The following is a 24,438-nucleotide window of genomic DNA, read 5'->3' on the forward strand; positions in this document are numbered from 1 at the left end:
CAAAGGGCACTTTTTTGGGTGGTTTTGTTACCGTTTGGAGGATAGAGCGCACGGCCTGTCCAGGATGCGGAGCGGTGGCCGAGTGGTCGAAGGCGCACGCCTGGAAAGTGTGTAAAGGGTAACCCCCTTTCGTGGGTTCGAATCCCACCCGCTCCGCCAGCTGCCGACATCGACGAAAGGGCCGCCTCCCGTGAAGGAGACGGCCCCGGCATTGGGAATATGGTGACCGCGTCAGGTCGCCTTGCGGCGGCGTGCGGCGCCAAGTGCGAGAGCGCCAAGCCCGAGAAGGCCGAGCGCGCCGGGCGCTGGCACCTGCGGCGGGATTTCGGGGATGATGATATCGAGGAGCGCGATTTCAAGGTCGAGCGCGTCACCGAGGCTGACGCCTGCCGCGCCGGCGTCGATTTCAAGCGCGAACGTATCGTCACCTGTCAGGAGCGCCGTCGAGAAGCTCAGGAAAATCTCCCGGGCGAAGCCGAACTCGGTGTCGATCAACTGCACATTCGTGTCCTGCTCGATCCCGTTCAGAGAAAATGTATAGGTGCGGGGACGATCCGCGAATTTTTCGACAATGCGCAGCGATCCGGTGGCGGACCCCGTCTGCGCGTCGTTCACCACGCCATCGACATCGTAGGAAAAGGTCAGGACCGATGCCACGCCGGTATCGTTGGACAGCACCGCGTCACCGCTGTCGGTGCGCACATTCGCGCCGCTTGGCGCGCCATTGCTGTTGCTGTCGACCGTAAGCGTCGTCGTACGGTCGAATACGTTGCCGCCTGGGGTGATCACTGTCATCGAAACGACTGTGCCAGCCGTTGTCGCCAGGGGATTGGGAGCGAAGGGTGTATCAAAGCCATCCAGAGGAATCACGGCTGCGCTTGCGCCGCCGGCGGCTGCCAGTGCCATAGACGCGGCGATGAATGTCGAAGTCAGTTTATACATATCTTATACCTTGAATGACCGGGGCAATTCCCATTGACACCGGCCCAGCAACGTCCGTGCCATCATGTCATATATTAGCAGGTTCAGCTTGTTGATCGGTTAGCGGCTGATTAACCCATGAAAAAATGTAAAGTGCGCCGACAGTTGCAATGTTCTTCCGAAACCGCGGACCGCTGGGAGAACATGTCTTTTCGTTCGTTTTCAGGGCAACGCCCGCAGGTTTTCGAGGAATTGCACTTGCGCCATTGGTGACGAGATTTGGATTATGACCGCGATCATTCGGACCATCGACCTTGAGACGACGGGCTCGCGCCCGCCCGCGCATTCCGTCTGCGAGATTGGCTGGCAGGATGTTGGACGGGACGGGAACGGCATATGGAATCTGACTGGCGGAAGCGGCGCGTTTCTTGTCGATCCAGGACGCGGCATTCCCCCGGCGACGCAGGCTGTGCACCATATCGCCGATGAGGATGTGAAGGGCGCGCCGCCCTGGCACGAGGCCGCGCCGCTTGTTCTGCAGGGCGGCGATTTTGTCGCCTTCGCCGCGCATAGGGCTCGTTTTGAAACGCGGTTTTGCACACCGGCGCTTAGCCGCGGGGTGCCCTGGATATGCACATGGAAATGCGCGCTCAGACTATGGCCGGAGAGTCCGGGCTTTTCCAACCAGATGCTGCGATATTGGCGCAAACCGACGGGGCTGGAACGCGCCAAAGGCCTGCCAGTCCATCGCGCCTTTCCGGATGCCTATGTCACTGCCCATCATTTGCGCGATATGCTTCTGGAGACGAGCATCGCGCAGCTGATCGCATGGAGTAAGCTACCGGGGCTGCTTCCCCGCGTGCCTTATGGAGCTGACAGGGGCGCGGTTTTCGCTGAACTGCCGATAGAGGCGCTGACCCGCTATTTGAAGGATCGCAACGAAGATGTCCGTTACAGCGCCCGCATGGCGCTGGAGCATCGCGGGATGCGGGTGCCAGAGCCACGGCAAGCTGCCCAGAACACGCTGCTGTAGCGTCTTGCCAGACCTTCGTTATAAGCCGCGAACATGAGCGATATACCGGAAACCGTAACTGACCCGTCCCGCCAGGACGCGCTGGAGGATGGCCAGCTGAGGGGCAGCTTCGTCGAGTCGGTGGAAGTCGCCCTTGATGAGGGCGATGAAGCGCGCGTGCAGGAACTGGTCGAGCCGCTCCATAATGCCGATATCGCCGATCTTATCGAGCAGGTCCCGCCGAACGATCGCGCGGCGCTCGCAGCGGCGCTGGGTGATAAGCTCGACCCGGAAATCATCGCCGAGATGGACGATCAGGTTCGCGAGGACCTGATCGATATTCTGCCGCCCGAACGTGTGGCGCAGGTGCTGGGCGAACTCGATACCGATGATGCCGTTGCCATTGTCGAGGATCTCGACGAGTCCGACCAGCGGGCGGTTCTCCTTGAACTGGACCCCGATGACCGCGCGGCCATCGAGGAAGCACTGGGCTATCCGGAGGAATCCGCCGGCCGACTGATGCAGCGCGAGCTGATCGCCGTGCCGGACCATTGGAGTGTCGGGCAGGTCATCGACTATCTTCGCGGCGGCAGCGACGAGGAGCTTGCCGAGGACTTTTACGAGATATTCGTCACGGACATGCGCCATCATCCCATCGGCACCATCATGCTGTCGCGCATGCTTCGCGCGCCGCGGGATCGGTCGGTGCGTCATATCATGGAAAAGGAGCAAACGCTGATTCCCGTTTATATGGACCAGGAGGAAGTCGCGCTAAGGTTCCAGAAATACAATCTGATTTCCGCGGCCGTGGTCGATGATGACGAGCGGCTGGTCGGGGTGATCACGGTCGATGACATCGTCGATATCGTGCAGCAGGAGGCTGACGAGGACTTTCGCAAGCTGACGGGTGCGGAAGAGGGCGGCCTTAACGAGCGGACGCGCGATATTGTTCGCCAGCGGCTGCGCTGGCTCGTCATCAATCTGGGGACGGCCGTGCTGGCATCGCTTGTCATCGGCGTCTTTGCGAGCACCATCGAGACGATTGTCGCGCTCGCCATCCTGATGCCCATCGTCGCAAGCCTTGGCGGCAATGCGGCAACGCAAACCATGGCGGTGACGGTGCGCGCGCTGGCGACTGACGAATTGACCGAGGCGAATACGCGGCGCACCATCATCAAGGAAATTCGCGTAGCCGTCATTAATGGCGTGGCCATCGCCGTGCTGATCGGACTTGGGACCTGGGCGTTCTTTCAGGACCCGAAACTGGGCGCGGTGATCGCGCTTGCGATGGTCGGGAATATCATGGTGGCTGGCCTGGCAGGCGTGCTCGTGCCCATGACGCTCGATCGGATGGAGATTGATCCCGCGATCAGTTCGTCAGTCTTCGTTACCATGACCACCGATGTCATGGGTTTCTTCCTGTTTCTGGGGCTGGCGAGTGTCGTCCTGCTGTGAGCGGTGCCGGACTGTTGAATCTGACGAAGACGGCGGTCGGCGTTGCAAGTGTGCAGGCGCTGGCGACGCGCAATGCGGCGCGCACGCGGGACTGGCAGGGCAGCGCCGCCTGCGCGATTTACACACGCTATCGCCCGAAGGATTATGAGCGACTGGTTGGCGGCTCGCTTTTCTGGATCATCAAGCATGTGATTTCCGTGCGCCAGGAAATCCTGGGGTTCGAACAGGCAACATGGAAAGGGAAGCCGGGCTGGCGCATCTGGCTTGCCCCTGAGATGAAACCCGTATCGCCGCGTCGCAAGCGCGCGCATCAGGGCTGGCGCTACCTGAAGCCGGAGGACGCGCCGATTGACCTTGGCGGCGGGGACGCCGATCTTGGCGAAATGCCGGTGAAAATGGCCCAGACGCTCGCGCGGCTGGGCCTTATCTGATTTACACCAGATTTGACCTGTTAGTCACAGGTGACGGTGCCGGAGCCTTTGATTTCCGATTCGCATTTGGCGCCGCCGGAAACGCTGATATCGCCCGAGCCTGCGACTGACCCCTTGGCTGTGCGGCTGGCACTGGCGAGGATGTCACCTGATCCCGCAATACGAGCGTCGAGTGTCGTGCAGGTCAGCTCTTCGGCCTCAATGGATCCGCTACCGGAAATGCGATAGCTGCCATCGCGGCATCTGCCAGCGGCACCGATATCGCCCGAGCCCGATACCGCAATATTCAGCGTTTCCGCCGTTACATTTCCGACAGAAAGATCGCCTGCGCCGGACACGGCAAGGCTGACTTCGTCGCCGACCATATTGTCGACATTGACATCGCCGGAACCGCCAAGGCGCGCGCTCGACAGGCGGGGGACAGTGACCGTGATGTTGAGCCGTCCTTTCGAACTGGACCAGTCGAACCATTTGTCGCTCTTGCGGTTGCCCAGTTCAAGCGTACGGCCGTTCACCTCCACGACCAACCGGTCGATCTCTTCCTGCGGACCGCTGGCCGTCACGCCCTGCGCGCTTCCCGTGACAATCTCGACATTGAAGGCGCCGCCGACCTCTATCTTCTCGAAATTTCCGACCATCCAGCTTTTCTCAGCCGCATGAACGGGCGCGCATGACATCAGCATCAGGGTGGACGAAGCGGCCGTGAACAGGAAAGGTCGTAACATATGTAATCTCCCAGCGTGTTATTGTCATAATACACCGGGATTCACGTCGCGTAAATGCCTGTCTGCGAGAAAGCCGGAACTTGCACTATCAGACTTGGCGGAATGGGAAATGTCAGCATGAAATCACTCATCCTTTTGGGCGCGTTGTTCGCTTCGGTATCATCCGCGTCGAATATGTCGCCGTCGCGGGCGGATGCGAATCCGGCGCTCTTCAGCGTGGCTGACGAGGACACGACCATCTATCTGCTGGGCACCGTACACATTCTGGACGAAGACACCGTCTGGTTCGACGATGAGGTGAAGACCGCCTTCGATGCGTCGAGCGAACTGGTGATCGAAATGTTGGAGCCATCGCCAGCCGAGATGCAGTCAATACTTCTCTCAAAGGCGATCGATACCACCGGCCCCACGCTCAGCCAGACGCTGAAGCCGGAAACCATGGCGAGATTGACGGAGGAGGTGGCGAAGGGAGGCATATCACTAAGCGCGCTCGAGCCCATGGATCCATGGTTCGCAGCCTTGACGCTTGTGCAGTTCCAGTTCCAGCGGGCCGGACTTTCACCGGAAACCGGCGTCGAGAAAATCCTTACCAGCGCTGCCAAGGCGAGTGGCAAATCCGTGGCTGGCCTGGAGGAGTTCGCGTGGCAGATCGACCTGTTCGACAGCTTGCCGGAAGATCAGCAGGTCGAGTTTCTGGAACAGGGCATTGCCGATCTGGCGGATGCGGAGACGTACATAAGCCAGCTGATCGAAATATGGTCGGCGGGTGACGTCGACAGGCTTGCCAACCTCGTCAATGAAAGCCTGGCACAGGATGATAATCTGCGCGCGCGACTGCTTGTGAACCGCAATGCGAGCTGGGCAGAATGGATCGAAACGCGCCTGAAAGATCCGGGTACGGTATTCATGGCCGTGGGCGCGGGTCATCTTGGCGGAGAAGATAGTGTGCAGGACATGCTGGCGGAACGCGGTTTGGTCGTCATGCGCGTTGAGGATTAGGGGGAAAGCCGACCCTTAAGGCGCCCTGGTATAGAGCATGGGATCAACCGGCGTACCGCGCCGCCGCAACTCGACATAGAGATCGCCATCGTCCCCCATACGCCCGATCGGCGTGCCACCCGGGACGACGTCGCCGACGTTCCCGCTGGTGCGGGCCAGACCGGACAGGATCGTCAGCATGTCGTTCTCATGTTCGATGATGACGATCTCACCATAGTTCCGATAGGCGCCGATATAGGCGATCTCGCCAGCGGCCGGCGCTGTGACGACGGCACCGCCGCGCGTGGCGACGCTCGTTCCGCGTTCCAATACGCCGACTTCGTTGGGCACGCCAAAGGCGCGGGTAATGCGGCCAGCCGCAGGCGCACGATAGCCAAAGGACGCAATTTCGCGGGCGCTTGGACGGTATGACCGCAGCCGCCGCCAGGGGCGTGCGTCCGCGCTTTGTGCCAGGGCGTCGTCAAGCCCCTTCAGGTCGACAGCCAGCGCCGCGAGTTCGCGCGTGCGTTCCCGCGCCGCTTTCGCGTCGGCGCCAATCGCGTCGCCTTCCTTTCGCAATTTGGCATCCTCCCCGTCGAGGGCGGCGAGACGCTGGGCCAATGCGGCGAGCGTATTTTTGAGCTCGCCCCGGCGCGTTTCGGCCCGTTCACGCAGGCGGCGCGTTCTGGCCAGCTGCGTGGTCAGATCCTGCGTTTTCAGCGCAAGCTCTGGCCGGATGGCATCGATCAGCGCGGCGACCCGCGCCGTCTCGATCGCGTCTTCGGTCGCCAATAGCGCGGCGGCGGCCGGGCGGCGTGACATGCTTTGCAGGGCGGCGAGCAGGCGTGAGACTTCTCCGCGCCGTGAGGAAAGCGCTGCAACTTCTTTACGGCGACGTGTTTCCAGCGACGCGATGATGCGTTCCAGGCGGGTCGCGCGGCGTTCCGCTGCCTGCGCGCTGATGGCAAGTTCGCGGCGGCGCTCTCTCGCGGCTGCGACTTCGGACGCCTTGTCGGCAACCTGCCTTTCAAGTTTGCGCGCCTCAGCGTCAGCCTGAAGGGCGCGCTCTTCCGCCCGCTCGGCATTCTGTGCGAACGCGGGAACCGCGAACAGCAGCCCGGACAGGATGGCGATGCGGACCATTTGGCTATCCTTCACGATGATAGGGATGCCCCGCAAGGATCGATTCTGCGCGGTAGAGCTGTTCGGCAAGCATGGCGCGCAGTAACAGATGCGGCCATGTTGCCCGGCCAAATGCAAGGACCAGATCGGCCGATGCGCGCAGGGCATCGTCATGACCGTCCGCCGCGCCAATGAAGAAGCGGGCTTCCCGCACGCCGCCGTCACGCCAGCTTCCGATCCTGTCCGCCAGCTGCCGCGACGTCAGCGATTCGCCGCGTTCATCCAGCGCGATGGTTACGCTGGGCGAGGGCGCTTCGGCCAGCTTGCCGCCACGTTCCGGCAGTTCGGTCAGCAGCAGCTTGGGCCGTGTGCGGGCGCTGTACCTGTTAACCAGCTCCGCCTCCGCCCCACGGCCGATCTTGCCACGTGCAATGATATGAAGGCGCATCGAGAGCGGCGAACCCGGCGCGCGCTATTCTTCGATGGCACGCGTATCGGGGGCCGCGCCTTCGGGCACGACATCCATGCCCCACATCTTCTCGAGATTGTAAAAGCTGCGAACCTCGGGACGGAACAGGTGCACGACAATGTCGCCTATATCGACCAGGACCCAGTCGGCAGCCGGCAGACCCTCTATGCGAACGGGGCGTCCGGTTTCCTTTTTCACGCGTTCGGACAGCTTCTGTGCCATGGCGGCGACCTGGCGTGTCGAGCGGCCCGACGCGATGATCATGTGATCCGCGATCTCGGACTTTCCGGCGAGAGGTATGTCGACCAGGTCGACCGCCTTGTCATCCTCAAGGCTTTGCAGAACGAGATTGTGGAGGCCGTCATCGGGGAGATCAGTGAGCGTAGCTGGCACTAGGGGTCAATCCTTGTCGGTAGCGGATGGGGAAGAAAGATAACGTGCAGCCCAATCGGGGTTGCGCGCGCGAATGGCTGTCGCAGATGTGGGGTCGAGCGGAATGTTCAAGAGAACGATCGCAGGAGGACTCCAGTTTCGCCATTGCCTTGCATGCGCCCGCCGCTTTTGAAACCGGCGCAACCAGCCCATCGCAGGAGCGCGCCGGGCGCTGCCAAGATACGCCCGACGGGCCAGAACCGCAATCGGCAAGCTGTGGGCAAGCTTACGCCAGTCTTTCCAGCGATGTAGCTGTGCAAGATTGTCACTGCCCATCAACCAGATGAAGTCGTGCTGCGGGTAGCGGCGGAGCATTTCGCGCGCGGTGTCGACGGAGTATCGCGTGCCAAGCTCCGTTTCCAGCGCCAGCGGTCTTATGGGCGCCCGGCGGGCCATCCCTTTCGCCGACGCCAGACGTGCCTCTAGCGGCGCCATTTCCGTTGCCGGTTTCAGCGGGTTCTGCGGACTGACCAGCCACCAGACTTCATCAAGGCCAAGTTTATCGATGGCCTGCAGGCTGATGTGCCGGTGACCGCCATGTGCCGGATTGAATGAACCGCCCAAAATGCCGATGCGGCTCATGAGCGGTCTGGGGCGTCGCGCTTTGTGGAGGGCGCGCGGGCATGTTTAACGATGCCCTGATGAAAGTCGCGCACGAACGGACTGTTCCTGACGACGCGATCGAATATCCACTGGACGACCTTGCCGCCGCCCGACAGTGGCCGTTCGACATGCACAAGAAGGTTCAGCCGGGGTTCCGCCGTACGATTCCATGCTTCGTGCCGCCGCGTGTCGTCGAAAACGAACCACTCGCCTTCGCGCCAGGCATGCGTGTGATCCTCAACCCGGATCGCGCAGTCGCCCGGCGGCACGTCGAGCGACAGATGACAGGTCAGCATGCCTTTCGTGACCCCTGAATGTTCGGGCAGGTGCGCTCCGGGCTGGTGCACTGAAAACATGGCAGAAATCATGCCGGGAATGCGTTCCACCAGAGCCGCCGTCTTCGGATAGCGGGCGCAGTTCGCATCGATCCTGACGCCGTAGCCATGCAGCACCGCGCTATGCCATTTTTCCTGTTGGTCGAGACCGACGTGATCCGGTGACAATTGGCCGATGGGGCGGAAGCTGTCGTCGGTCCCCGACTGCGCGCGGAACTCGTCGCGAATGGCCCGCCAATTCGCCTGAGAGGGGCCGGCCCATTCAAATTCATCTGCGCCAAAGATGGCCTTGTCGGGAATCAGCGAGTGCCGGCCGACATAGGCGTTCACACCATGCCGGACCGGATAAAGATATTTTTCAAGGATGAAGCGGGCGAAACCGGCCATGGCGCGCAACCTGTGTGGGGGGAGAGAAACATCACTGATACACCAGTTACAGGTGTCCACTAGGCGCTTTAGCGGCTGTTTCCGCTCTTGTCTTCCAGCAGTTCCTTTGCGCCGCGGCCAAGCATCGCGGAAATCTTGCTGCCCATCGCCGCAAGAAGACCCGTGAGGCGTACCGTCACGCGAATCCGGTCGTCCATCACCTCCAGCTGGGCGTCCGCGGTCTGGCCGAGGGCGCTGTAGTTCAGGAACATCGTGTCGCCGGTCCAGTGATGGTGCGCCTTGCCGCCGGGCAGCATCTCGAGATATCCCGGCAAGCTGTCGGATATGCGCCGCCGCGCTTCCTGGCGTCCCAGCGTGTGGGCGATTTCTTCTGTAAATGTTTCTTCCATGGCGATGCTTTAGGCACCCTGGAGCGACTTTGCCAATAAGGGATGACGTACCGGTCCACGGGCCGCCACCCCTATTGTCATGTCCTTAACCGTCGCGGCGACGCAAAGCGCCAAGCGCAATCGCGCCAAGGCCGAGGAGGCCAAGCGTTGCAGGTGCCGGAACCTGATTCTGGAACACCTCGATATTACCGGCGGCGGTCTCGCCATTCCCGCCGACTTCACCGATGTACAGGTACAGGCCCGCCGAGTTGACGATCGACGTCAGGTTGAACGCGATAAACCCGCCGTCACCCAGACTGATGAAACCGTCCGGTGTGACCACGGAGGAGTCAGCGTCGAACTGGCCGAGCGTGGCCGTTGCATTGTCGACATTCGTGCCCGCACCATTGGTGCCGTAGAGCTTTGGGTCGGCTGGCGGACGCTGTGCGCCGCCCGAAAACACCGTGCCCGCGATGGTGAAGTCGAAAATGTTGAGGCCGACAGCACCAGCGGCGCAGGCCGCGGTCGCGCAGTCGGTTGCCGAAACCTTGATCGCGTCAAGGTCGAAGCCGGAGAATTCGCCGGACGCGCCGCCAATGCCCGATCCACTATCGTTGATCTGGATGGCAGCGATGCTGAACGCGCCCAGCGAGGACAAATCCGCTTTGAACACGGATGTTTCCGCCGGGGCCCCGCCGACCTGGCCGGTAAGCGCCGTCAGCGCGACAGGAACGGCATTTGCCGCACCAGCAAGCAGGGAAGCTGCACATGCAGCGGCTAAAAATTTAGTTTTCATGGGTTTATCCTCTCGTTGTGAAACGCAAGGACGCAACAGACGATATACTGCTCACCAGCCAAGCAATAGTCATGCCAAATGGTTAACGTGTTGAGTTAATTACCTGCGGTGTAAAGCCGGACTTGAAACTGTAAACTCTGCCGACACCATCACCCGCCGAGAGCTTTTCGTAACAGCTCGTTAACGACCTGAGGATTTGCCTGGCCTTTTGTGGCCTTCATGGTCTGTCCGACGAAGAAGCCGAACAACTTGTCTTTGCCGCCGCGATACTGCGCGACCTTGTCTGCGTTCGCTTCCAGCACCTTGGCGATTTCGGCTTCGATGGCGCCGGTATCGCTAACCTGCTTCATGCCGCGCTCCTCGACGATCTTTGCGGGATCGTCACCGGTCTCCAGCATGATGGCGAACACATCCTTCGCCAAACGGCCCGATAATGTGCCGTCGGCGACCAGTGCGAGAAGCTCGGCGCCCTGCGACGGGCTGATCGGGCTTTCCGTGATCGACTTGCCAAGGCCGTTCAGCGCGCCGAAAAGGTCCGAAATGACCCAATTGGCCGCCGCCTTGCCGACCGCCCTTGCCTCCTTGCGCTGCTTCAGCGCAGTCTCGTTTAGCAGCAGCTCGAAATAGGCCGCGGTTTCCTGTTCCGCCGTCAGTACGGCGGCGTTGTAAGGGCTGATTTCCAGCTGCTCGACATAGCGCGTGCGCTTTGTATCAGGGAGTTCCGGCAGGGTCGCGCGGCACGCTTCGATATACGCATCATCGAATATCAGGGGCAGGAGGTCCGGGTCCGGGAAGTAACGGTAATCATGCGCCTCTTCCTTTGACCGGAGCGGTCGCGTAATCATCTGAGCCGGATCGAACTGGCGGGTTTCCTGTTTGATCTCTCCGCCGGCTTCCAGCACTTCGACCTGGCGCTGCGCTTCATATTCGATCACGGCCTCGACGAAGCGGACGGAATTGACATTCTTGCACTCGGTGCGCGTGCCCAGTTCTCCGCCCGGCCTGCGGACCGACACGTTCACGTCGGCGCGCATGCTGCCCTGATCCATATTGCCGTCGCAGGATCCGACATAGCGCAGGATCGAGCGCAGCTTGCGGACATAGGCACCGGCTTCGGCGGGGGACCGCATGTCCGGCTTCGACACGATTTCCATCAGCGCGACGCCGGAACGGTTGAGATCGACAAGCGAGAATTCAGGGCTCTGATCGTGGATCGACTTGCCGGCGTCCTGTTCCAGATGGATGCGCTCGATCCCGATGGTTGCCGGATCGGCATCCACAGGATCGACGATAATTTCCCCTTCGCCGACAATGGGATGCGCGAACTGGCTGATCTGGTAGCCTTGCGGCAGGTCGGCATAGAAGTAATTCTTGCGATCGAAACGCGACCATTTATGAATTTCACAATTCAGCGCCACCCCGGTCCGCACGGCCTGCCGCACCGCCTCGCCATTGATCACGGGCAGCATGCCGGGCATCGCCGCATCGACCAGAGAAACCTGCGAATTCGGTTCCGAGCCAAAGGCCGTCGCCGCGCCGGAAAACAGCTTTGCATTGGTCGTGACCTGCGCATGGACCTCAAGCCCAATGACGACCTCCCACTCGCCGGTTTCGCCCTGAATACGGTAATCTGTCATTGTTCTGCCTTCAAAAGGTACTGTTCCGTGACCTTCAGTTCGTTCTGGAATATCTCGGCGGCGGGGCCTGTGCCGTTCACCTGGATCGAGTTGCACATCACCACCGTCAGGTCGCGATATTCGGGAAACTCGCGCAGCTGGCGGACGGCAATCATTTTTTGCGCGGGGCCGACATTCTGCGCTTCGATACGGGCGACGACAGCCGTGTAGGCTTCATATCGGCGAAGCTGCTCCGTCTTTGCGGCAAGCTCGTGATTCCTGCGGCCCACGCCCGCGATGATTGCAAGGGGCGCGCCGACAGCGATCAAAATCGCGGCGGCGATAAGGGCGGCTTCCATCACCACCATTTCTCCGGCTGCGCGCTGAACCCCGCGGCGCGTTCCAGGGCATAGCCGGCATTGAACAAGCCTTCCTCTTCCAGCGCGTTGCCGATGAGGTGCAGGCCGAGCGGCAGACCGTCCTTGTCGGCACCGGCGGGGACGCTCATGGCGGGAAGGCCGGCAAGGCTGGCGGGCACGCAGAACACGTCGTTCAGATACATGGCGATGGGATCGTCCGACTTGGACCCTGCGGCGAAGGCGGCGCTGGGCGCCGTCGGGGTCAGGATGACATCGCACTGTTCAAAGGCCCGGTCGAAGTCCTGCTTGATCAATGTGCGAACCTTCTGCGCCTGCAGATAATAAGCATCGTAATAACCCGCCGACAGCACATAGGTGCCGATCATGATGCGGCGTTTGACTTCATCGCCAAAGCCAGCGGAGCGGGTCGCCTCGTACATGTCGATCAGATTGCCGCCGTCCGGCGTTTCGCGCAGGCCGTAGCGCACGCCGTCATAGCGGGCGAGGTTCGATGACGCTTCGGCCGGTGCGATGATATAATAGGTCGGCAGCGCATATTTTGTATGGGGCAGGGAGATCTCCACAATCTCCGCGCCCGCATCGCGCAGCATATCCGCACCCTTCGACCACAGCGCTTCGATTTCCGCCGGGATGCCGTCGATCGTATATTCCTTCGGAATGCCGATGCGCCTGCCCTTGATGTCGCCGGTCAGCGCCGCCTCGAAATCGGGCAAGGGGAGGTCAAGACTGGTCGAATCCTTCGGATCGAAACCCGCCATCGACCGCAGCATGATTGCGCAGTCACGCACGTCGCGCGCCATCGGACCCGCTTGGTCCAGCGAAGACGCGAACGCCACCGTGCCCCAGCGCGAGCAGCGGCCATAGGTGGGCTTGAACCCGGTGATGCCGGTGAAGGCGGCGGGCTGGCGAATGGAGCCGCCCGTATCCGTACCCGTCGCGGCGGCGACGATGCGCGCGGCGACGGCGGCGGACGACCCGCCCGAAGAGCCGCCGGGCACCAGTGTCTCGCCCTTCGCGCCGCGCCAGGGATTGATCACATTGCCCCACGCGCTCGTCTCGTTCGAGGAGCCCATGGCGAACTCGTCCATGTTGAGCTTGCCGAGCATGCCCGCACCGTCGGCGAGCAGATTGGCGCTGACGGTCGATTCATATTGCGGCGTGAACCCGCGCAAAATGTTGGAACCTGCGGTGGATTCGACGCCTTCCGTGCAGAACAGGTCCTTGATGCCCAGCGGAATACCCGACAGCGGCTTTGCGGCGCCATCCGCCAGGGCCCTGTCGGCGGTTTCCGCCGCTGCGAGCGCCAGTTCCGGCGTCTCGACGGTAAACGCATTCAATTCCCGTGCGCCCTCGACAGCGGCAATGTGCGCCTGCGTCAGTTCCTTTGCTGAGAAGCTCTTCTCGCGCAGCCCGTCGCGCATCGCGGCGAGCGTCAGATTAGTCAGGTCACTCATGATTATTCGATCACCTTCGGCACAGCGAAGAAGCCGTGCATTGGCTTTGGCGCATTGGCCAGGACCTTCTCCTGTACATCGCCGTCCGTGATTTCATCCTCGCGCCAGCGCAGGCTGTTCGCGATCACCGCTGTCGTCGGTTCCACACCGGAAGTATCGACCTCGCCCAGCTGCTCGACCCAGCCGAGAATATTGTTGAGCTCGCTTTTCATCGGCTCCACCCGCTCCTCGGGCAGTTTGATGCGCGCAAGATGGGCAATCTTGCGCACGGTATCGGCATCGACGGACATGTAGGCTCCAAAAGCTCGATTATCGGGGCATCGGTTAGCAGAGCATGTTGCAGCGCGGCAAGCGCCGGTGGATGCGCCGGTACAGAAAGCGAAAAAAATCTTCTCCACCACTTGCGGTGGACGGCTTAGGCAACCGCCCCCGCCGCGACGCCGCTCGCCCATGCCCATTGGAAATTATACCCGCCCAGCCAGCCCGTCACATCGACGCCCTCGCCGATGAAATAGAGGCCGGGTATCTTTTTGGCCTCCATCGTTTTCGATGACAGGTCGGCGGTGGAGACGCCGCCTGCGGTGACTTCGGCTTTGGCAAATCCTTCTGTGCCATTGGGGCTGAAGGCCCAGCGGTGCAGGCGGGTGCTGGCACCGGCCAGCTTGCGGTCGGGCAGGTTGGCGAGTTCTCCGCCAAGGCCGATCTTGTCCGCCAATGTGGTGGCGAGGCGGTCGGGCATCAGGCTGCCGAGCGCGGTTGCCATGTGGATTTTCGGGCGGTCTCGCTTCTGCTCAACCAGCCACTCCGGGGGCAGGCCGGGCAGGAAGTCGATGGCGATGTCCTGACCATGCTGCCAATAGCTGGAAATTTGCAGGATGGCGGGGCCGGAAAGGCCGCGATGGGTAAAGAGCGCAGCTTCACGGAAACTGGTCTTGCCGCAACTGGCGATCACGTCGGCACTGACGCCCGAAAGCTCGCGAAACAGGATTTGCGTCCCGCCGAGCGTGAAAGGCACCAGGGCAGGGCGCGGCTCGACGACCTTCAGACCGAATTTCCGCGCGACTTCATAGGCAAATCCGGTCGCGCCCATCTTTGGAATGCTCGGGCCGCCGGTGGCCACGACCAGCGACCTTGCGCGCAGACGGTCAAGGCCAAGGCGCATGGAATAAGGGGCCTCGCCAGATGCGCTGTCGTCGCGGGCCAGTTCGCTGACGGCCTTGCCGAGCGCAACCTCGACGCCCGCATCGGCGCATTCCGCCATCAGCATGTCGACGATCTGACGCGCGCTCTGGTCACAGAATAGCTGACCCAGGGTCTTCTCATGCCATGCAATTCCATAGCGGTTGACCAGATCGATGAAATCCTGCGCGGTGTACCGGCTGAGCGCGGACTTCATGAAATGTCTGTTGGCGCTCAAAAAACGATCGGGTGCGGTGTTGATGTTGGTGAAATTGCAGCGCCCGCCGCCGGAAATCAGGATTTTCCGGCCCGGCTGGTCGGCGTGATCGATGACGAGAACGCGTCTGCCGCGGCGTCCGGCGACGGCTGCGCACATCAGACCGGCGCCGCCTGCGCCAAGGATAATAACGTCATATGTCTTCGGGCTGCTCATGCTGCGCGCCTATCGCAGCTTCACCCGGACCGTACCACCCGTTAAGGGGCGCGCCTCACTTTGGGAGATGTATCGCCATATGGCCGCGCGCCGCTTTCTTACCGTCTTTGCGGGGCTGATTGTCCTCGCCCTTGCCGCCGTCATCATATGGGCCGCGTTCGGCGGCGAAATCCTGAAGCGGTACATGACGCCGAGCGTGACATTCGCGGAAAGTCCCGCGCCGCCGCCGACACTCTATGACCGGCCGGACGCATGGATCGCGCGGCCGGGAATTCCATCGACCGACGCGAATTGGACGCCCGACGGATACCGGGTTGCGCCGGAAACAGCCGTTTCGATATTTTACGTCCATCCGACCACATATCTGAAATCTGACCGCTGGAACGCGCCGCTCGATCCCGACGACGAGGGCGCGCTTTACCGCCGCGGAATTTTCACGCGCAGTCAGGCGAGCGTCTTCAATGGTGTCGGGGACATTTGGGCGCCTAAATACCGGCAAGCCGCCTTCGGCGCGTTTCTTTCCTTTGCGGAGCCGGACGCGGCCAAGTCGTTCGCGCTCGCCTATCGGGATGTGGAAACTTCGTTTGACAGTTTCCTTGCTTCCCTCCCCGAGGATCGACCGATCATTCTGGCGGGGCATAGCCAGGGGTCGCTCCATCTCGTGTCGCTACTGGCCCGGCGCATTGCGGGCACAGCCGTCGCGGATCGGATCGTGGCGGCGTATCTGCCCGGCTGGCCCATTTCGGTGACCGCGGATCTTCCGAAGCTTGGGCTTGCGCCCTGTACCTCGCCCGCGCAGACGCGGTGCCTATTGGCCTGGCAGAGCTTCGCGGAGCCCGCGGATATGGAACTGGTGCTGGAAGCGTTTGACCTGACCAAGGGTTTCGATGGCACGGGCAGGGCAGGCACGGACCTGGTTTGTACCAACCCGCAAACCGGCGGCGCGCCGGGGCCGTCACCTGCCGAGGGGAATATTGGCGCACTGGTGCCCGATGAGTCTCTGGAAGACGCCGTGTTGCAGGCCGGTCTCGTTCAGGCGGAGTGCCGCGGCCGCGGATATCTGTCCCTTGGCGAAAATGCGCTGTCGATGGGGCAGTATGTGCTGCCGGGGAACAATTACCACGTATACGATTACGCTTTGTTCTGGGCAAATCTACGCGCGGATGCGGAGCGGAGGACCAGCGCATTTCTGGCCCGTTGACGCCCGAACGGTTCCGCCAGGCGCTACCCGCGAAGGGCGTTCTTTGCGGTGTGGACCCAGGCACGAAGACCATCGGACTTGCCTTTTGCGATCAGGACTGGCGCATCGCGGGGCCAGACATGGTGGTGCGCCGGACAAAGCAGGTCGCCGACCTTGCGGCTGTGCGGGCGCGGCTGAACGCGCGCGGCGCAAAAGCCCTGATCGTCGGTCTGCCGCTTAATATGGACGGGACGCCCGGCCCCTCCGCGCAGCGCAGCCGGGCGCTCGCCAGAACCATGGAGGGCGCGTTCGATCTGCCCGTACTGTTGTGGGATGAGACGCTGACCTCGGTGGCTGCGGAAGACGCGATGCGGGCAGCCGGTGTGCCGCGCGCGAAATGGCCCGAGAAGATCGATGCGCACGCTGCCGCGATCATGCTGCAGGGCGCGCTCAACTGGTTTGCGCGGGACGCTTGACGCTATTCAGGTGGCAGCCTAGCCGGACAATGTAAGATAATCTTGTAAGGACAGGAATATGCGGAAATTTGCGGTCGCACTGGCGCTTGGAACGGCACTTGCAACGACGCCGACCCTTGCATTCACTCATCATGAAAGCAGCGAAGCGACGGAGGCCGAATTGCCACGCTATTCCGCGCAGGCCTTTTTCGACACGACGAGCTTCCAGCTGGCGAGTTCTGGCGGAATGGCGTTCTCTCCCGATGGCAGCCACGTGATGATCGGCAGCGATCAGACAGGCATTTTCAACGCTTACGCGCTGCCCATCGCGGGCGGCGCCCCGGTGGCGCTCACGGCTTCAACGGTCGATTCCATCTCACCGGTCAGCATGTTTGCCGAGGGCGACCGCCTGCTGTTCAGCCGTGACAATGGCGGCGATGAGCTGGACCATATTTTCGTGCGAGAGGCGGATGGAACCGAGCGCGACCTGACCCCCGGCGAAAATGTGAAGGCGCGGTTTGTCGGGTGGAGCGTTGATAAATCGACTTTCTATATCTCGACGAACGAGCGCGATCCGGGCAGTTTTGACCTCTATGCCTATGACGCCGCCGACTATTCCCGTGAGCTTATCTTCGAAAATGACGGATATGGCATAAGCGCGTTCAGTCCGGATGGCCGTTACGTCGCGCTCAACAAGCCGCGTACGGCCGATGACGGCGATATTTATCTCGCCGACCTGATCGCTGGAGGCGAACCGAAGCTGATCACTCCGCACGACGGGAATATCGCCTATGGCGGCTATACCTTCACCCCCGACAGCAGGGCACTGATTTATGCGACCAACGAAGCGGGCGAGTTCAGTCAGGCATGGCGGCATGACATCGCGACTGGCGAGAAAACGCCGTTGATCCAGCCGGATTGGGATGTCAGCTACGTCGCCTATTCGCCGTCGGGTCGGTACCGGGTGCATTCCGTCAATGAAGACGCGGTGGGCGTACTCCATATTCTCGACACCCAATCTGGCGAGGAGGTCGAACTGACCGGCGTGCCGGAGGGGCAGGCGGGACAGGTCCGTTTCAATGCGGATGAAAGCATGATCGCGTTCAGCGTCCAGTCGGATGTTTCACCCACGGATATTTACGTGGCCGACCTGGCCACCGGCGCTTCAAGGCGTCTGACGACAGCGCTCAACCCCGACATTGACGGCGATCAGCTTGTGGACGGTGAAGTGGTTCGCTTCGCCAGCTATGACGGTCTGGAGATTCCGGGCGTGCTCTACCGCCCGAGGGAAGCGAACGCGGAAAATCCCGTGCCTGCCATCGTGTTTGTCCATGGCGGCCCGGGCGGACAGAGCACCAAGGGGTATCGCGCCCACGTCCAGCATCTGGTGAACAATGGCTACGCCGTCTATGCGATCAACAATCGCGGCTCGTCAGGATATGGCAAGACGTTCTTTAGCATGGACAATAAGAAGCACGGCGATGTCGATTTGCGTGACGTTACGGCGTCGGCGGAATGGCTGAAGGGGCTGGACTGGATCGCCGACGACCGCATTGCGATCATGGGCGGCTCCTATGGCGGCTATATTACGGCGGCCGCTCTCGCATTTCATCCGCAGGTTTTCGATGCCGGCATCAATATCTTCGGCGTGACCAACTGGGTTCGGACACTCGAATCGATCCCGCCATGGTGGGAATCGTTCAAGGAATCGCTCTTTGACGAGATGGGTGATCCCGCCACGGACGGGGAGCGCCATCGCGCGATCTCTCCGCTGTTCCATGCCGGCAACATCGTCAAGCCGCTGCTGGTTGTGCAGGGCGCAAACGATCCGCGCGTATTGCAGGTGGAAAGCGACGAGCTTGTCGAGGCGGTGCGCGCCAATGGCGTGCCCGTCGAATATGTCCTGTTTCCGGATGAAGGGCATGGTTTTTCAAAGAAGGTCAACCGCATCGCCGCTTCGGAAGCCTATCTGAAGTTCCTGGATGAACATATCGGGCGTTAATGCCTGAACGATTTGCGGGCCGGGGGCGTTGCCGAACGGCATTCCGGCCTGTAGGTCGCTCGCTTTAATGACAGCGCAAACGAAATCCGCGACGCCCGTGCCTGACGGAGCGCATCCATTCCCGCACGATCACCTCCTTGGTATAGAAGGCATGCAACCGTGGGAGATTGGCTTCCTGCTGGATGAGGCGGAATATTGGGTCACACACCGCCAGCGCGGAAAACAGCTGAAACGCCTGACGCAGATCAACGCGTTCTTTGAAAATTCCACGCGGACCCTGGTGTCCTTTGAGATAGCCGGCAAACGGCTTGGCGCCGACGTCGTGTCAATGGCGGTCGCGAATTCGTCGGTGAAGAAGGGAGAAACCCTGCTCGACACCGCGCTGACGCTCGATGCCATGCATCCCGATGTTCTGGTGATCCGGCATGAGGCGGCAGGGGCCGTGCAGCTGATCGCGTCAAAAGTGTCCTGCCCCGTCCTCAACGCAGGCGATGGGCAGCATGAGCATCCGACACAGGCATTGCTCGATGCCCTGACCATCCGCCGCCGCAAGACGCGTCTGGAGGGTCTGAGAATCGCGATCTGCGGGGATGTGCTGCACAGCCGGGTGGCCCGCTCCAATTTCCATCTGCTGTCCGCCATGGGCGCAGAGGTGCGCGCCGTGGCCCCGCCGACATTGATGCCGCCCGCCATCGACAGGCTGGGCGTCATTCCGTTCACCAATATGGATGACGGGCTGAAGGGCGCGGATGTGGTCATGATGCTGCGCCTGCAGCGCGAACGCATGGCGGGAGCCTATTTGCCGTCCGAGCGCGAATATTTTCATTTCTACGGGCTGACGGAGAAACGCCTCGCTGCGGCGGCGGATGATGTGCTGGTCATGCATCCGGGCCCGATGAACCGCGGTGTCGAGATCGCGACGGAAGTGGCCGACGACATTCAGCGTTCCGCCATCAAGGAACAGGTCGAAATGGGCGTCGCCGTTCGCATGGCCTGCCTGGACGTGCTGACGCGACAACGGCGCGGTCTGGCATGGAATGGCGAGGGCTGGGCATGACCGTTCTGCATATTAAGGGCGCGCATATCGTCGATCCTGCCAGTGGCCGCGACGAAATTGGCGACATTGTGATCGAGGACCGCAAGATCGCGGCGGTGGGTGCCGTCCAAGCGCCATCGTCGGCGAAGCGTCTCGACGCTGGCGGCCTCGTTGCGGCACCGGCCTTTATCGACGCCGGCGTCTTTCGCGCGGACGCAGAGGCGTGTCTGGCGGGCGGGATCACGCGGATTCTGCTGATGCCTGACCAGTCCCCGGCGCTCGACGATCCGGCGCTGATTGAACGCGCCATGCGGATCGGCAAACCGCATGTCTGGGTGCATCCGCTGGCGGCCGCGACCCGCTGGCTCGCCGGAACCGAACTGGGCGAGATTGGCCTGATGCAGGCGGCAGGCGCGGCGGGGGTTTCGACTGGCCGTCGGCAGATTGCATCCAGCGCGGTCATGCATCGCCTGCTGCGCTACTCGCGGGCATTTGGTATGACCGTGATGTCCCACGCCGAGGATTTGGAACTCGCCGGCAGCGCGAGTGCGACGGACGGTGAAACCGCGACGCGAATGGGCCTGCCCTCCGCGCCCGCGATTGCCGAGAGCGTTGCCGTGTCGCGCGACATCCGCCTTGCGGAGGATACCGGCGCCGCCCTCCACATTCGCACCGTCAGCACGGCAGGGGCTATCGACATTGTTCGCCGCGCGAAATCCCGCGGCGTGCGCGTGACCTGCGGGACGACGCCCGCGCATCTTTTGCTGAATGATGCGGAGGCGACCGGGTATCGCAGTTTCGCCCGCCTGTCGCCGCCGCTGCGAAGCGAAGCGGACCGGCTGGCGACCGTTGCTGCGGTACAGGACGGGACCATTGATGTCATCTGTTCCGGCCACGATCCGCGCACACAGGAGGAAAAGCGCCTTCCTTATGCATATGCGTCGCCAGGCATGGCGGGCCTTGAAACCCTGTTTTCGCTATCATTGATGGCGCTTGGCGAAGAGGCTGGCCTGTCCGCTCTGGTCGCGCGGCTGTCGGCGGCCCCGGCGCGCATATTCGGCCTGCCCGGTGGCAAGCTCGATGTGGGGGCGCCCGCGGACGTCGCGCTGTTCGATCCGAAACGCGCGTGGCGCGTCGAGGCAAGCGCGCTGTCCCATGCGGCCGCGAATACCCCCTTCGACCGTCTTCCGGTCCGGGGCAGGGTCGTCACCACCATAAAGGGCGGCGAAATCGTCTATAATGCCAGCTAAGGTGGGCGCGCGCGTTCAGCTTCGGCCGATGGCCTCTCGCGCCATGCGGTCGGCCATCAGGTTCGTGGCTTCGCCCTCACTGTCCGCACGGGCGAGGATTTCGCCGACCCGGTCTTCGATCTTGACGATACGGGCCATGACCGCGTCCGTGTCCCCGTCGCCGAGATATTCGGCCATGACGTTGATGATCCCGCCCGCATTCACGACATAGTCGGGCGCGTACAGAATATCGCGCGCCTTCAGCCGCTCGCCATCCTCCGGGCGTTGCAGCTGGTTATTCGCCGCGCCCGCAATGATCTGAACGTTCAGGTCGGGAATGGTCGCTTCATTGAGGACGGCGCCCATGGCGCAGGGTGCCAGCACGTCGGCCTCGACCGCCAGAATTTCTTCTGGCGGGACAACCTGCGCGCGCAGCTCTCCCGCCAGGCGCGCGGCGCGGGCTTCGTCGATGTCGGCCACGGTAAGGCGCGCACCATCGGCGGCAAGTTTCTGCGCCAGCGCCCGGCCGACACTGCCAAGGCCCTGCACGGCGACGCGAATGCCTTTGAAGCCTTCCCGGCCAAGACGGTGGCGCACGGCGGCACGCATGCCAAGAAACACGCCTTCCGCTGTCCACGGGCCGGGATTGCCGCCAACCTTTTTCGCGTCGGCATCGCCCGCCACCGGAAGCCCGCTGACATGGCGGGTGCGGCGCGAAATCACGGTCATGTCCTCATCCGTCATGCCGACGTCTTCCGCGGTGACATAGCGCCCGCCAAGACCATTGATCGCGCTTCCCAAAGCCTCAAGAATCGGCTCTGATTTCGGAAAAGCGTTGCGCTTGATAAGGACCGCCTTGCCGCCGCCAGCTGGCAGGCCGGCCAGTGCGTTCTTGTAACTCATGCCGCGCGACAGGCGCAGGGCATCGACGAGCGCCGCTTCACTGTCTGCATATTGGAAATAGCGGCATCCACCGGCGGCGGGGCCCAGATGGGTGGAATGGATCGCGATAATGGCGCGCATACCCGTCTTTTCATCATTGAAGATGTGCACTGCCTCGTGATCGTCGAAGGCAGGAAGGTCGAAGACGGACATAAACAAGGTCTTTCGATAGGGTGGGGCGACCGACGGGTTTTGAACCCGCGACCTCTGGTACCACAAACCAGCGCTCTAACCAGCTGAGCTACGGTCGCCACATAGGGAGGGGTAAGCCTCCTCCTTTTCCGAAGCAGCGCATCTATGGCGCGTGCGGCAGAGCGTCAAGCGGAGCGGCGCAAAAAGCGGAATGTGCCTGTATACGATCATAATCAGATGGCGACATTTTCTAAGCCAGGTATCGCCGCAGCGGCATCTCCCCGATCGGCAGTGCTGCCTGATTTTTGGGCGTGTGCCTGAATCCTGGGCGGGAACAACAGCGCTGTCCACCTATTGTCTACGTATCTGCCGGTGCGATGCGATTGGCACGTTTCGTGCTAGTTTTTAGGACAGGCATCGCGCGCGAGCACAACATATTCCGGCACAAGGCAGGACGGGGGATCAGTGAAAAAGATCGAAGCGATTATCAAGCCCTTCAAACTCGACGAAGTGAAGGAAGCCCTTCACGAAGTCGGCGTGCAGGGCATGACCGTCATCGAGGCGAAGGGCTTTGGGCGCCAGAAAGGGCATACCGAACTCTATCGCGGCGCGGAATATATCGTCGATTTCCTGCCGAAGGTGAAGCTTGAGGTCGTCGTCGATTCCGTCCTCGCGGACCGCGTCGTCGAGGCCATTTCTGGCGCGGCGAAGACCGGACGTATCGGCGACGGCAAGATTTTCGTTTCGGAAGTCGCCGAGGCCTATCGCATCCGTACCGGCGAACGTGACGTGGACGCTCTCTGACGCTCCCGCCGGTTTTCCAGAAGCCACATTCATGAATCAACATATTTAAAGCCGAGAGGACCACATAACATGGCCAATAAAGCATCCGACATTCTGAAGATGATCAAGGAAAAGGACATTGAATGGGTGGATATCCGCTTTACCGATCTGCGCGGCAAGTGGCAGCATCTTGGCATGGTATCGGATGTCGTGGACGAGGATATGCTGTCCGATGGCTTCATGTTCGACGGTTCGTCCATTGCCGGCTGGAAGGCCATCAACGAGTCCGACATGATCCTCATGCCGGATCTCGATTCCGTCTATTTTGATCCGTTCAGCGCGACGCCGATGATGATCGTGTTCTGCGATGTCGTCGAACCGTCGACGGGCGAGCTTTATGAAAGCGACCCGCGGTCCGTTGCGAAACGCGCCGAAGCCTATGTGGGTCAGCTGGGCATTGGCGATAAGGTTTTCATCGGTCCCGAGGCTGAGTTCTTCTGCTTCGACGATGTGCGGTTCTCGTCGGGCTATGACCATAGTTTCTATCACCTCGACGACATCGAGCTGCCAACCAACACCGGCAGGGTCTATGAAGAGGGCAATTACGCTCACCGTCCGCGTGCCAAGGGTGGCTATTTCCCAGTCGCGCCGGTCGATCCCGCGCATGATCTGCGGTCGGAAATGGTCTCGACCATGATGGAAATGGGCTTGCCGATGGACAAGCATCACCACGAAGTGGGCGCGGCGCAGCACGAACTTGGCATGATGTTCGGCGAACTCGTCGAAACCGCGGATCGCATGCAGATTTACAAATATGTCGTGCACAATGTCGCCCACGCTTATGGCAAGACGGCGACGTTCATGCCGAAGCCGATCGCGGAGGACAATGGCTCGGGAATGCACACGCATATCTCGATCTGGGACGGCAAGAAGAACACCTTTGCTGGCGACGGCTATGCTGGCCTGTCGGAAACGGCGCTGCATTTCATCGGCGGCGTCCTGAAGCACGCCAAGGCGGTGAATGCGTTCACGAACCCGGCGACGAACAGCTATAAGCGTCTCGTCCCTGGTTTCGAAGCGCCCGTACTGCTGGCATATTCCAGCCGCAACCGCTCCGCGTCATGCCGGATTCCCTACGGCACGGGCGAGAAAAGCCGCCGCGCGGAATTCCGCTTCCCGGACGCGCTTGCAAACCCCTATCTGGCCTATACGGCGATCCTGATGGCCGGTCTTGATGGTATCGAGAACCGCATCGACCCGGGTCAGCCGATGGATAAAAACCTGTACGACCTGCCACCAAAGCAGTTGAAGCGCGTGCCGACAGTCGCCAGTTCGCTGCGCGAAGCCCTCAGCGCGCTCGACAAGAACCGCAAGATTTTCACGCGCGGCGGTGTGTTTTCCGAAACACTTATAGACAGTTACATCAATCTGAAGATGGAAGAGGTCCTGCGCTGGGAAATGGCACCGGCGCCTGTCGAGTTCGACATGTACTATTCCGGCTGATCCATAAGTCAGACAACCCGAAAACAGACCGAAGCACCCGTCGGTGGTTCGGGCTGTTTTCCATCATGTATCCGCAGGGC

26 protein-coding genes and 2 tRNA genes are annotated in these 24,438 nt (G+C 61.6%); 12 read left to right on the forward strand and 16 right to left on the reverse strand.

The window, feature by feature from the left end:
- The first annotated feature begins 68 nt into the window (after positions 1-68).
- A tRNA-Ser gene (locus KCG44_RS06240) sits at positions 69-159 on the forward strand.
- Between the two features lie 72 nt (positions 160-231).
- Here KCG44_RS06240 and KCG44_RS06245 read toward each other — a convergent pair.
- On the reverse strand, positions 232-942 hold the full coding sequence (locus KCG44_RS06245; protein ID WP_218445011.1) for a PEP-CTERM sorting domain-containing protein: 711 nt from the start codon (positions 940-942) through the stop codon (positions 232-234).
- Positions 943-1,207: 265 nt separating this feature from the next.
- On the opposite strand from KCG44_RS06245, the gene KCG44_RS06250 reads away from it, so the two are divergent.
- Genes KCG44_RS06250 through KCG44_RS06260 form a run of 3 tightly spaced genes read left to right on the forward strand, consistent with a single transcriptional unit; the run spans position 1,208 to position 3,819 of the window.
- Entirely contained in the window at positions 1,208-1,954 is a 747-nt protein-coding gene (locus tag KCG44_RS06250) for a 3'-5' exonuclease (RefSeq protein ID WP_218445012.1), read from the forward strand.
- 33 nt (positions 1,955-1,987) lie between these two features.
- Positions 1,988-3,388, forward strand: a complete 1,401-nt coding sequence (gene mgtE / locus KCG44_RS06255; protein WP_218445013.1) for a magnesium transporter — start codon at positions 1,988-1,990, stop codon at positions 3,386-3,388.
- On the forward strand, positions 3,385-3,819 hold the full coding sequence (locus KCG44_RS06260; RefSeq protein WP_369411938.1) for a DUF1489 family protein: 435 nt from the start codon (positions 3,385-3,387) through the stop codon (positions 3,817-3,819). The genes mgtE and KCG44_RS06260 overlap by 4 nt, the downstream gene beginning before the upstream one ends.
- A gap of 20 nt (positions 3,820-3,839) precedes the next feature.
- Here KCG44_RS06260 and KCG44_RS06265 read toward each other — a convergent pair whose 3' ends face one another.
- Entirely contained in the window at positions 3,840-4,544 is a 705-nt protein-coding gene (locus tag KCG44_RS06265) for a head GIN domain-containing protein (protein ID WP_218445015.1), read from the reverse strand.
- Positions 4,545-4,661: 117 nt separating this feature from the next.
- Between KCG44_RS06265 and KCG44_RS06270 the strand changes: the two genes are divergently transcribed.
- A complete protein-coding gene (locus KCG44_RS06270) occupies positions 4,662-5,543 on the forward strand; it encodes a TraB/GumN family protein (RefSeq protein WP_218445016.1) in 882 nt (293 codons plus the stop codon).
- Positions 5,544-5,558: 15 nt separating this feature from the next.
- Here the strand turns inward: KCG44_RS06270 and KCG44_RS06275 are convergent, their stop codons facing one another.
- The 12 genes from KCG44_RS06275 to KCG44_RS06330 all read right to left on the reverse strand — a co-directional run bounded on the left by KCG44_RS06275 (position 5,559) and on the right by KCG44_RS06330 (position 15,096).
- Positions 5,559-6,665 carry a murein hydrolase activator EnvC family protein gene (locus KCG44_RS06275; protein ID WP_218445017.1) on the reverse strand — a complete coding sequence of 369 codons (1,107 nt, stop codon included), beginning with the start codon at positions 6,663-6,665 and terminating at the stop codon, positions 5,559-5,561.
- Between the two features lie 4 nt (positions 6,666-6,669).
- Complete coding sequence (locus KCG44_RS06280; RefSeq protein ID WP_218445019.1) at positions 6,670-7,092, reverse strand: 23S rRNA (pseudouridine(1915)-N(3))-methyltransferase RlmH; 423 nt, start codon at positions 7,090-7,092, stop codon at positions 6,670-6,672.
- Between the two features lie 24 nt (positions 7,093-7,116).
- Complete coding sequence (gene rsfS / locus KCG44_RS06285) at positions 7,117-7,506, reverse strand: ribosome silencing factor (protein ID WP_218445020.1); 390 nt, start codon at positions 7,504-7,506, stop codon at positions 7,117-7,119.
- Between the two features lie 6 nt (positions 7,507-7,512).
- On the reverse strand, positions 7,513-8,127 hold the full coding sequence (locus tag KCG44_RS06290) for a nicotinate-nucleotide adenylyltransferase (protein ID WP_218445021.1): 615 nt from the start codon (positions 8,125-8,127) through the stop codon (positions 7,513-7,515).
- Positions 8,124-8,870, reverse strand: coding sequence for an aspartyl/asparaginyl beta-hydroxylase domain-containing protein (locus KCG44_RS06295; protein WP_218445022.1), 747 nt, complete (start codon positions 8,868-8,870; stop codon positions 8,124-8,126). Before KCG44_RS06295 ends, KCG44_RS06290 begins: the two co-directional genes overlap by 4 nt.
- 68 nt (positions 8,871-8,938) lie before the next feature.
- The gene (locus KCG44_RS06300) at positions 8,939-9,259 is read right to left on the reverse strand and encodes a polyhydroxyalkanoic acid system family protein (protein WP_218445024.1); all 321 of its coding nucleotides are present in this window, start codon (positions 9,257-9,259) and stop codon (positions 8,939-8,941) included.
- Between the two features lie 85 nt (positions 9,260-9,344).
- A complete protein-coding gene (locus KCG44_RS06305) occupies positions 9,345-10,034 on the reverse strand; it encodes a PEP-CTERM sorting domain-containing protein (RefSeq protein WP_218445025.1) in 690 nt (229 codons plus the stop codon).
- A gap of 149 nt (positions 10,035-10,183) precedes the next feature.
- Positions 10,184-11,671, reverse strand: a complete 1,488-nt coding sequence (gene gatB / locus KCG44_RS06310; protein WP_218445026.1) for an Asp-tRNA(Asn)/Glu-tRNA(Gln) amidotransferase subunit GatB — start codon at positions 11,669-11,671, stop codon at positions 10,184-10,186.
- Positions 11,668-12,009 (reverse strand): hypothetical protein, encoded by a 342-nt coding sequence (locus KCG44_RS06315; RefSeq protein WP_218445027.1) that lies wholly within the window; start codon positions 12,007-12,009, stop codon positions 11,668-11,670. The genes gatB and KCG44_RS06315 overlap by 4 nt, the downstream gene beginning before the upstream one ends.
- Positions 12,009-13,484 (reverse strand): Asp-tRNA(Asn)/Glu-tRNA(Gln) amidotransferase subunit GatA, encoded by a 1,476-nt coding sequence (gene gatA / locus KCG44_RS06320; protein WP_218445029.1) that lies wholly within the window; start codon positions 13,482-13,484, stop codon positions 12,009-12,011. Before gatA ends, KCG44_RS06315 begins: the two co-directional genes overlap by 1 nt.
- Before the next feature lie 2 nt (positions 13,485-13,486).
- Positions 13,487-13,774, reverse strand: coding sequence for an Asp-tRNA(Asn)/Glu-tRNA(Gln) amidotransferase subunit GatC (gene gatC, locus KCG44_RS06325; RefSeq protein ID WP_218445030.1), 288 nt, complete (start codon positions 13,772-13,774; stop codon positions 13,487-13,489).
- Positions 13,775-13,899: 125 nt separating this feature from the next.
- Entirely contained in the window at positions 13,900-15,096 is a 1,197-nt protein-coding gene (locus KCG44_RS06330) for a BaiN/RdsA family NAD(P)/FAD-dependent oxidoreductase (protein ID WP_218445031.1), read from the reverse strand.
- Between KCG44_RS06330 and KCG44_RS06335 the strand changes: the two genes are divergently transcribed.
- The 5 genes from KCG44_RS06335 (at position 15,095) to KCG44_RS06355 (ending at position 21,019) form a co-directional block, all read left to right on the forward strand.
- The gene (locus KCG44_RS06335) at positions 15,095-16,297 is read left to right on the forward strand and encodes a DUF3089 domain-containing protein (protein WP_369411939.1); all 1,203 of its coding nucleotides are present in this window, start codon (positions 15,095-15,097) and stop codon (positions 16,295-16,297) included. The two genes, KCG44_RS06330 and KCG44_RS06335, sit on opposite strands and share 2 nt — an antisense overlap.
- Positions 16,298-16,347: 50 nt before the next feature.
- The gene (ruvX, locus tag KCG44_RS06340) at positions 16,348-16,752 is read left to right on the forward strand and encodes a Holliday junction resolvase RuvX (protein WP_369411940.1); all 405 of its coding nucleotides are present in this window, start codon (positions 16,348-16,350) and stop codon (positions 16,750-16,752) included.
- Between the two features lie 58 nt (positions 16,753-16,810).
- Positions 16,811-18,733, forward strand: a complete 1,923-nt coding sequence (locus KCG44_RS06345; protein ID WP_218445034.1) for a S9 family peptidase — start codon at positions 16,811-16,813, stop codon at positions 18,731-18,733.
- A 67-nt stretch (positions 18,734-18,800) separates the two neighbouring features.
- Positions 18,801-19,790, forward strand: a complete 990-nt coding sequence (locus KCG44_RS06350) for an aspartate carbamoyltransferase catalytic subunit (RefSeq protein WP_218445035.1) — start codon at positions 18,801-18,803, stop codon at positions 19,788-19,790.
- Positions 19,787-21,019, forward strand: a complete 1,233-nt coding sequence (locus tag KCG44_RS06355; RefSeq protein WP_218445037.1) for a dihydroorotase — start codon at positions 19,787-19,789, stop codon at positions 21,017-21,019. The genes KCG44_RS06350 and KCG44_RS06355 overlap by 4 nt, the downstream gene beginning before the upstream one ends.
- Before the next feature lie 15 nt (positions 21,020-21,034).
- Here KCG44_RS06355 and KCG44_RS06360 read toward each other — a convergent pair whose 3' ends face one another.
- Both KCG44_RS06360 and KCG44_RS06365 read right to left on the reverse strand, forming a co-directional pair.
- Positions 21,035-22,093, reverse strand: a complete 1,059-nt coding sequence (locus KCG44_RS06360; protein WP_218445038.1) for a Leu/Phe/Val dehydrogenase — start codon at positions 22,091-22,093, stop codon at positions 21,035-21,037.
- Positions 22,094-22,114: 21 nt separating this feature from the next.
- Positions 22,115-22,191 (reverse strand) — tRNA-His (locus KCG44_RS06365).
- A gap of 346 nt (positions 22,192-22,537) precedes the next feature.
- On the opposite strand from KCG44_RS06365, the gene KCG44_RS06370 reads away from it, so the two are divergent.
- The gene (locus tag KCG44_RS06370; RefSeq protein ID WP_218445040.1) at positions 22,538-22,876 is read left to right on the forward strand and encodes a P-II family nitrogen regulator; all 339 of its coding nucleotides are present in this window, start codon (positions 22,538-22,540) and stop codon (positions 22,874-22,876) included.
- 69 nt (positions 22,877-22,945) lie between these two features.
- Complete coding sequence (gene glnA / locus KCG44_RS06375; protein ID WP_218445041.1) at positions 22,946-24,358, forward strand: type I glutamate--ammonia ligase; 1,413 nt, start codon at positions 22,946-22,948, stop codon at positions 24,356-24,358.
- Positions 24,359-24,438: the final 80 nt, after the last annotated feature.

Source organism: Pacificimonas pallii, assembly GCF_019204005.1.
GTDB lineage: Bacteria > Pseudomonadota > Alphaproteobacteria > Sphingomonadales > Sphingomonadaceae > Pacificimonas > Pacificimonas pallii.

Excerpts from the sequence above, each read along its gene's own strand:
- KCG44_RS06245 (WP_218445011.1), bottom strand. The coding sequence starts at position 942 with ATGTATAAACTGACTTCGACATTCATCGCCGCGTCTATGGCACTGGCA.
- gatC (WP_218445030.1), bottom strand. The coding sequence starts at position 13,774 with ATGTCCGTCGATGCCGATACCGTGCGCAAGATTGCCCATCTTGCGCGC.
- KCG44_RS06330 (WP_218445031.1), bottom strand. The coding sequence starts at position 15,096 with ATGAGCAGCCCGAAGACATATGACGTTATTATCCTTGGCGCAGGCGGC.
- KCG44_RS06360 (WP_218445038.1), bottom strand. The coding sequence starts at position 22,093 with ATGTCCGTCTTCGACCTTCCTGCCTTCGACGATCACGAGGCAGTGCAC.
- KCG44_RS06280 (WP_218445019.1), bottom strand. The coding sequence starts at position 7,092 with ATGCGCCTTCATATCATTGCACGTGGCAAGATCGGCCGTGGGGCGGAG.
- KCG44_RS06300 (WP_218445024.1), bottom strand. The coding sequence starts at position 9,259 with ATGGAAGAAACATTTACAGAAGAAATCGCCCACACGCTGGGACGCCAG.
- KCG44_RS06335 (WP_369411939.1), top strand. The coding sequence starts at position 15,095 with ATGCTGCGCGCCTATCGCAGCTTCACCCGGACCGTACCACCCGTTAAG.
- KCG44_RS06290 (WP_218445021.1), bottom strand. The coding sequence starts at position 8,127 with ATGAGCCGCATCGGCATTTTGGGCGGTTCATTCAATCCGGCACATGGC.
- KCG44_RS06345 (WP_218445034.1), top strand. The coding sequence starts at position 16,811 with ATGCGGAAATTTGCGGTCGCACTGGCGCTTGGAACGGCACTTGCAACG.
- KCG44_RS06250 (WP_218445012.1), top strand. The coding sequence starts at position 1,208 with ATGACCGCGATCATTCGGACCATCGACCTTGAGACGACGGGCTCGCGC.
- KCG44_RS06350 (WP_218445035.1), top strand. The coding sequence starts at position 18,801 with ATGACAGCGCAAACGAAATCCGCGACGCCCGTGCCTGACGGAGCGCAT.
- KCG44_RS06270 (WP_218445016.1), top strand. The coding sequence starts at position 4,662 with ATGAAATCACTCATCCTTTTGGGCGCGTTGTTCGCTTCGGTATCATCC.
- mgtE (WP_218445013.1), top strand. The coding sequence starts at position 1,988 with ATGAGCGATATACCGGAAACCGTAACTGACCCGTCCCGCCAGGACGCG.
- KCG44_RS06295 (WP_218445022.1), bottom strand. The coding sequence starts at position 8,870 with ATGGCCGGTTTCGCCCGCTTCATCCTTGAAAAATATCTTTATCCGGTC.
- KCG44_RS06275 (WP_218445017.1), bottom strand. The coding sequence starts at position 6,665 with ATGGTCCGCATCGCCATCCTGTCCGGGCTGCTGTTCGCGGTTCCCGCG.
- gatA (WP_218445029.1), bottom strand. The coding sequence starts at position 13,484 with ATGAGTGACCTGACTAATCTGACGCTCGCCGCGATGCGCGACGGGCTG.
- KCG44_RS06355 (WP_218445037.1), top strand. The coding sequence starts at position 19,787 with ATGACCGTTCTGCATATTAAGGGCGCGCATATCGTCGATCCTGCCAGT.
- KCG44_RS06265 (WP_218445015.1), bottom strand. The coding sequence starts at position 4,544 with ATGTTACGACCTTTCCTGTTCACGGCCGCTTCGTCCACCCTGATGCTG.
- gatB (WP_218445026.1), bottom strand. The coding sequence starts at position 11,671 with ATGACAGATTACCGTATTCAGGGCGAAACCGGCGAGTGGGAGGTCGTC.
- KCG44_RS06305 (WP_218445025.1), bottom strand. The coding sequence starts at position 10,034 with ATGAAAACTAAATTTTTAGCCGCTGCATGTGCAGCTTCCCTGCTTGCT.
- KCG44_RS06315 (WP_218445027.1), bottom strand. The coding sequence starts at position 12,009 with ATGGAAGCCGCCCTTATCGCCGCCGCGATTTTGATCGCTGTCGGCGCG.
- glnA (WP_218445041.1), top strand. The coding sequence starts at position 22,946 with ATGGCCAATAAAGCATCCGACATTCTGAAGATGATCAAGGAAAAGGAC.